Source organism: Ilyobacter sp. (assembly GCF_041583315.1).
In the GTDB taxonomy this organism is placed as follows: domain Bacteria; phylum Fusobacteriota; class Fusobacteriia; order Fusobacteriales; family Fusobacteriaceae; genus Ilyobacter.
This window is the reverse complement of record NZ_JBFHGC010000135.1, coordinates 1-5,788: the sequence shown is the minus strand read 5'-3', so window position 1 is coordinate 5,788 and position 5,788 is coordinate 1. Positions and strand designations below refer to the sequence as shown.

General features: G+C 35.3%; 9 protein-coding genes and 1 pseudogene. 9 read left to right on the top strand and 1 reads right to left on the bottom strand.

All coding sequences use genetic code 11. The annotated features are described in order from the left end of the window. Nucleotides 1-246: pseudogene (locus tag ABZA26_RS06190) on the bottom strand (hypothetical protein); the annotation flags it as partial. 179 nt (nt 247-425) lie between these two features. Between ABZA26_RS06190 and ABZA26_RS06185 the strand changes: the two are divergent. The 9 genes from ABZA26_RS06185 to ABZA26_RS06145 all read left to right on the top strand — a co-directional run bounded on the left by ABZA26_RS06185 (nt 426) and on the right by ABZA26_RS06145 (nt 5,765). Continuing rightward, the gene (locus ABZA26_RS06185; RefSeq protein ID WP_372713651.1) at nt 426-1,430 is read left to right on the top strand and encodes a hypothetical protein; all 1,005 of its coding nucleotides are present in this window, start codon (nt 426-428) and stop codon (nt 1,428-1,430) included. A 14-nt stretch (nt 1,431-1,444) separates the two neighbouring features. Next, on the top strand, nt 1,445-1,603 hold the full coding sequence (locus ABZA26_RS06180) for a hypothetical protein (protein ID WP_372713650.1): 159 nt from the start codon (nt 1,445-1,447) through the stop codon (nt 1,601-1,603). Nucleotides 1,604-1,624: 21 nt separating this feature from the next. Next, on the top strand, nt 1,625-1,780 hold the full coding sequence (locus ABZA26_RS06175) for a hypothetical protein (RefSeq protein ID WP_372713649.1): 156 nt from the start codon (nt 1,625-1,627) through the stop codon (nt 1,778-1,780). Further along, nucleotides 1,767-1,955 (top strand): SAM-dependent methyltransferase, encoded by a 189-nt coding sequence (locus ABZA26_RS06170; protein WP_372713648.1) that lies wholly within the window; start codon nt 1,767-1,769, stop codon nt 1,953-1,955. The genes ABZA26_RS06175 and ABZA26_RS06170 overlap by 14 nt, the downstream gene beginning before the upstream one ends. A gap of 19 nt (nt 1,956-1,974) precedes the next feature. After that, on the top strand, nt 1,975-2,268 hold the full coding sequence (locus ABZA26_RS06165; RefSeq protein ID WP_372713647.1) for a hypothetical protein: 294 nt from the start codon (nt 1,975-1,977) through the stop codon (nt 2,266-2,268). Nucleotides 2,269-2,299: 31 nt separating this feature from the next. After that, nucleotides 2,300-2,989 carry a hypothetical protein gene (locus ABZA26_RS06160; RefSeq protein ID WP_372713646.1) on the top strand — a complete coding sequence of 230 codons (690 nt, stop codon included), beginning with the start codon at nt 2,300-2,302 and terminating at the stop codon, nt 2,987-2,989. Between the two features lie 119 nt (nt 2,990-3,108). After that, complete coding sequence (locus ABZA26_RS06155) at nt 3,109-3,381, top strand: hypothetical protein (RefSeq protein WP_372713645.1); 273 nt, start codon at nt 3,109-3,111, stop codon at nt 3,379-3,381. Nucleotides 3,382-3,972: 591 nt separating this feature from the next. Then, nucleotides 3,973-5,085, top strand: a complete 1,113-nt coding sequence (locus ABZA26_RS06150) for a hypothetical protein (protein ID WP_372713644.1) — start codon at nt 3,973-3,975, stop codon at nt 5,083-5,085. A 125-nt stretch (nt 5,086-5,210) separates the two neighbouring features. After that, nucleotides 5,211-5,765: a hypothetical protein gene (locus tag ABZA26_RS06145; RefSeq protein WP_372713643.1), complete on the top strand. Its 555-nt coding sequence runs from the start codon at nt 5,211-5,213 to the stop codon at nt 5,763-5,765. Nucleotides 5,766-5,788: the final 23 nt, after the last annotated feature.

Sequence of the window (5,788 nt, the reverse complement as noted above, 5' to 3'; positions counted from 1 at the left end):
CCACATAAATATCGGCATTGTAATTTTAAGAGTCTGAACATCTGAAAAAATGTCTATGAAACTAATGGTGAATCGTGGAGAAAGAGTAACAAAAACATATGAAAGAAAACCGATTATGAAAGAATTTATAGCCCATTCTGTATTGGTATATTTCTTTTTTCCACGAATGAAGGTCTCCATAATTTTTGCTCCCAGTATACCTGGGAAAAATACCAATAAAATTTTAACTGTTAAAACTGTAAACATAAAACCATCCCCTTACTTTTTAGATATAAAATTATACCATACCAAAGTAAATATAAAAATCTTATATCTTTATTCAAAAGTCTGCATGGGCCGCCTTCCAGGGTTGCCCTTCGGGGCTTTTAAATAAGAATATAAAAAATAAAAGGACTCTGGAAGGTCCTGCATAGGAGATGAATTAAATGGACGCGAGAATAGAAGTATCCTGGAATACAAATTTTACAATGGTCCCAAACGAGATATGGGATATTGATTTAGAGATGTCAGAGAGAATTATTTTTATGTATTTGGTAAAGCTAAAGAGCAATCGTAGAGAGGTTGCATTTCCTTCATATCCTGTCATTGCAGAAGCATGCAAGATCAGAAATAAAAATGGTGAAATATGCAAGGTTAAAACAAGAAGATCTATAGACAAGATGATCTCCATTGGATTAATAAAAAAATTGAATAGAAAAAAGAAAAATGGTGAGTTTACTTCAAACGTTTACAGTCTGACACACCCCTCTACCCTCTTGAAGCCAGTAAAATTAGTAGATACAGAAGAGGAACAGTTCGAGCTTGTCACACCTGTGTCAAAGCCAAAATCAAAAGGGCCATCTAAACCAGTAAAATCAATGGGTTGCACTGTTGACACACCTGTGTCAAACGATGTAAGTACCGAAAACATTGAGATAAACCACCATCAAAAAAATGAAAATGCCACATATAAAGACTTACTTAATAATACTTACTTAAAAAGAAAAACCACTACTAGCGGTCACGGTGGTTCCCTTGGTGGTAGTTCCTTCGGTAAGAAAGAAATAATCAAGACATTGAATTCTATCAATTACAAAGTTCCTGAGGGGACACTAAAAAACCTTGAAAAGCTGGGTACTACACCAGAAAGGCTTGTCCAGGTAGTAAATTATGCAGTATCAAACAACAAAGGACCTGGATTTGTAGTAAAAGCTATCGAGATGAATTATGACCTAGAACCTGTAAAACCAAGATTAAACCTGAGTAGACCAAAAGTAATTAAAAGGATTAAGGACATTGCAAACCTTATCGTAAATGAATTTGATACAGGGATCTGCACTGACCCTATAGGAAAGTTCAATAAATTGTCGGAGCCTTATTCACTTGAGTTTGATACGGTAGTAACGGAATACAGGGATAAATTATCAAAATGTATTGGACTATATTCTTAAGTTTGGAGGGGTAAATGAAAAGCTTGGAAAGAATTACTATCATAGAAAAAAATTCAAAATTATTTGATCTTAAAATAGGAAAACTCAGTAATAGAAGTGCTGTGATACCGCCATATTTTGATTATGATGAACATACAAAACAGTTTGTTTTTATAGGTTATTACGAAAAATAAATTTAAATTAGGGAGGACGACATGATAGGACACATAGTTAATCTGGAGAACTTTTTAAACATTTTACACAAAATAAAATCAATAAAGTTAAACAGTGTCAGAATTGATAAAAACCTTGAAAAATTATCTAGAGATGCCTTTAAAAATGGTTGGGAGATAGAAATTGAATGGAAATGAAAAAGAACTTCTTGAAAAAACGGTGCAGTTTCTTGAGGATCTAGGAAAACAGAGCAAATTCCTTACTCCTGGAGAACACAAAGTTCTCCTTAGGAAGTACGGGATTGGAAATATAGAAGCCCTTAGGAGATTCTGGAAGTTCAAGAAAAAACAGCTTGAAGACTTAAAAATATAAAGATACAGGAGGTAAAAGAGTGGAATTAAAAACTTATATTGAAGTTTTAAAAGGTATAAATGAAGCCTCTAAAACTAAAGACAATTTTACAAGCGTGGAGGTTTCAGGCATAACAGGAATCTCTGCTGAAGTATGTGGTAGTACAGAGTTTCAAACTCTGAATTGCTTCTTTCAAATAGACGAGGGATACCTTAGAAAATCAGACGGTAAATTTATTCAAAAATTTGGTTCTAAAGGTTTTAATAATCCAATAAAGATTTTAGGCGTAGAGGATCAATTTATTCCATGCTTAAGATTCAGCAAGTTAGATTAGTGTGCTCACAAAAATTTATAAGAGGTGAAAAATGCGAAAAATATGGACAGCAGCAGAAGAAACTTATATCAAAGAAAACTTTGAAAAATCAAGAAAAGATATAGCGGAACATCTTGGAGTATCACTTCCGGCTATTAACAGTAAAATTCAGAAAATGAAGAAATTTGGTCAAATTGGAAAACCTGATTTAGTAAAAAAAGAGATACCAGTTGGCAAAGATCCTACACTGGTAGAAGCCTTTGATGTGATAGATGAAAAAGAAAAAGAGATCCAGCAACTAATGCATACAATAGCAACTCTTCAGGGTAAAGTCACAGGCATCGAAAAAGACACAGAGGGACAACAAAAGCATATACAAGAGTTGAATACGGCTCTTAGATACAGAGAAAAGCACATTGAAGACCTAAAAAAACAACTAGAAGATCTAAATCCATATCACTCCGGGCTTAATGATATGGTTCCAAAGTCATGCTTTGATAAACTCACGGAGAAATACCAAAAACTTGAAGTCAAATACGTAGAAGCACAAATTGAGATAGAGGAATATGAAGATCTGGAAGAGGAAGAAGAAAACGAGATCCTCCATAAAGGCTATTTAGAGTTGAGTGACCAGTTAAAGACGCATAAGCAATTTCTGAAAATCATAGAAGAAAAGGACACAACCATTTCAAATTTAAAAAACGGTGCGGTTCTCATGGATATTTTAGGGAGGGATTTATGATTACATCTGTTTACAAAAATAAAAATAACAATGTGTATATTCATTTTGGAGGGGCGCAGCAGTTAGAGCAGACCAAATGCGAGAGCTTTGAGCTACTCCTCTCACTTCAGAGGTTTGTGATGGACCCATGTCAAAAGAGACTCGAAGAAGCAAAAGAGGAAATAGCTGATAGAATCGTAACATGCGAGCAGATGATAGCCAATTCAACAGGAGCTATCAAAAGAGACTTTGACGACCACTGTAGACACTTCAAAGCTACCCTGGAAGGTCACGGACTTCACCACCAGTTCCAAAACATACTCGAAACATACAGAGATGATATAAGAGAAATAATAAAACGTAAAATTGACCGTACCCTTGATAGAATCGAGAGTGGTCATTATGATAGATGATAGACGGTTTAAAAGAGTTATTAGGATGATATTGTCATTAATAATGTTCCTATGTGGAATTTATTTTCTACTGATGGGAGAAAAAGAATTTGGTATGTTGATCATTATATTCGAACAGCTACTTGATATGGATGCATCTTTAAAATATAAATTTTATAATAAAAAATAAAAAGAATTTGACAAAAATAAGAGCATAAGCTATAACTAAAGGAGTATAAATGACAAAAATTAAATGTAAAGAATGTGAATGTATTTTAGCTGTGGTTGAAGATGGCTGGGTTAAAATAACAGGAAGTACAGATTATTCAAGTAATGGCACAGACTCCTATATACGGTGTAGAAAGTGTAGCACGTTAAATAAAATTAAATAGAAAATAGAGACCAAAGGTCCATTGATACAGGTGTAATAGTCTGTATCCATGGGCCTTTTATTTTTTGAATTTTTTTAAAAGGTGATAAAGCAGCATAAGGAATGAAATAACCTCGAAAGGTTTGGCCTTTTATCAGCCTTTATCATCCTGTATGAAAAATTTAAAAAAGGTAAAAACTCAAGAAAAAAAACTGTGTTGGGAAAGGGGGAATGGGAATGAAATGATCGGATTAGACAGAGCTAGCATCTGGGCAGTTACCAAGATGGATTCCGACATGGTAGTGGCATCTATCCTTAGAGATTTCAAATTGGAAAACAGTGAGAAGTTCAAAAGAGGAGACGAGATCATCCGTGTAGATCACAAGTGGATAAATCATTTTAGAGTGGTTGACAGATTTGTAAAGACAAGAATCATGATTGATTTCAACTACCCCAGATATTACAGAGACGACAATATAGAACCTGTAAAAAAAAACATTGAAAAAGAAGAGGTTGAAAAAGCAGTATGCTTGATACTGTCAAAACTCACAGGCGATGAAATTACAAGATCAGACCTTGAATACGGGAATTTAGAGCTATGTATGCAGTTCTATGTAGGCGCATTTTACAAGATGCATAACATACTTATTTTTATATATAAGATGCTTCACAAAAACTTTAAGTTCCTCGGTCAAAAACGGTGCTTCTACGGTGATTACTCTTCCAAAATGGATAGATTTTATTCTACTGGCTTTGCTTTTGAGCTTATAAAAGGACTGAACTTCAAAGTCTATAGTAAGCTGCATGAGCATAATAAAAAGAACACTGATAAAGAAGTGGGAGGAAGGCTCAGAGGGGAATGGAGCCTTACCAAAGGAGGACTCAGGTCACTCTATTCCACATCAAAACCCTGTGATCTGACACTTGATTACCTTTCATCAGAACTTCAGAATTTTAATGGTGCTAAATTGTTTGATGCATTATCACAGGAGCTGCATAATGACCTTTCATATCTGGAAAAAAAGCTGAAGGGTTTCAATCCACGAGACCTAAAGAGTCTGGCAAAAGACTATCAGGAGTGGGCATTGGATGACAGGGTGATGAACCTTGCGATTACCAGTGTTTCCCATGTGAGTACTCGCCAAATAAAAAGATATAGAGAGACAATAAGGGAATCGCTGCTGGAATCACAGCAGCTTTCAAGCCCAATGAGGGATAACTTTAACAACATAGAAAGACTCGAAGAGTTTTGTAGAGAGATACTGCTTTTAGAAATAGAAATCAGACTGAAATATACACAAGGTCTGAGTTTAATTTTGCATAAAAGGTGTCTTAAAGATGTCGGCTTTTTGTAAGGTCGAAGTTCTTTAGACCCCAATAATACTGTACTTATATTTTGTCTCTCGCGTGTTAATAATGAGAAGGCCAACGGCCTGTAAAAGGTTTGGTTGAATACAGTTGATTTTAAGGAGAAGTTTATATGGCTAGATTGACAGAAAAGAAAATAGACATAGCAGAAGCTTATCTCCGGAACAGAGGAAAGAGAGTTGAAGCTATCAAAGAGATAGATCCTCTGATAAAAAAACCAGCTGCCTATGCATACAAACTTTTCAGGGAGCCTGAGTTCCAGGAATATTTAATGGTAAGAAGATCTGAAATATTAAAAGCATCAGGGATTGATTTGATCGAGTTAGTGCAAGGCGTGAGCGGAAGACTTAGAGAAAGTATCGGCTTAGATCCCAGAAGGCTTGTCAACTATGATAAAGAAGTTGGGAGATTTGTTTACTCTGATGAAGATATGCATCCAGACTCTAAAGATGCCAAGAACTACTTTGACATACTAGAAAGAGTACTAGGTCCTGAGATATCAAGCAAGGCTTCACAAGAGTCTATAACAGAAGCTAAGAAGCACGAGCTCAAAGAAGACGAGTTCATTTCCAAGAAGAAGATAGAAGTAGAGAGACTAAAGATAGAGAAGCACAGAGCCGGGATGACAGACAACACAGAAGAAGACGAAGAGTTTATCTATGAATAGAGTAGGTTCTCCCAGTGGGGTTT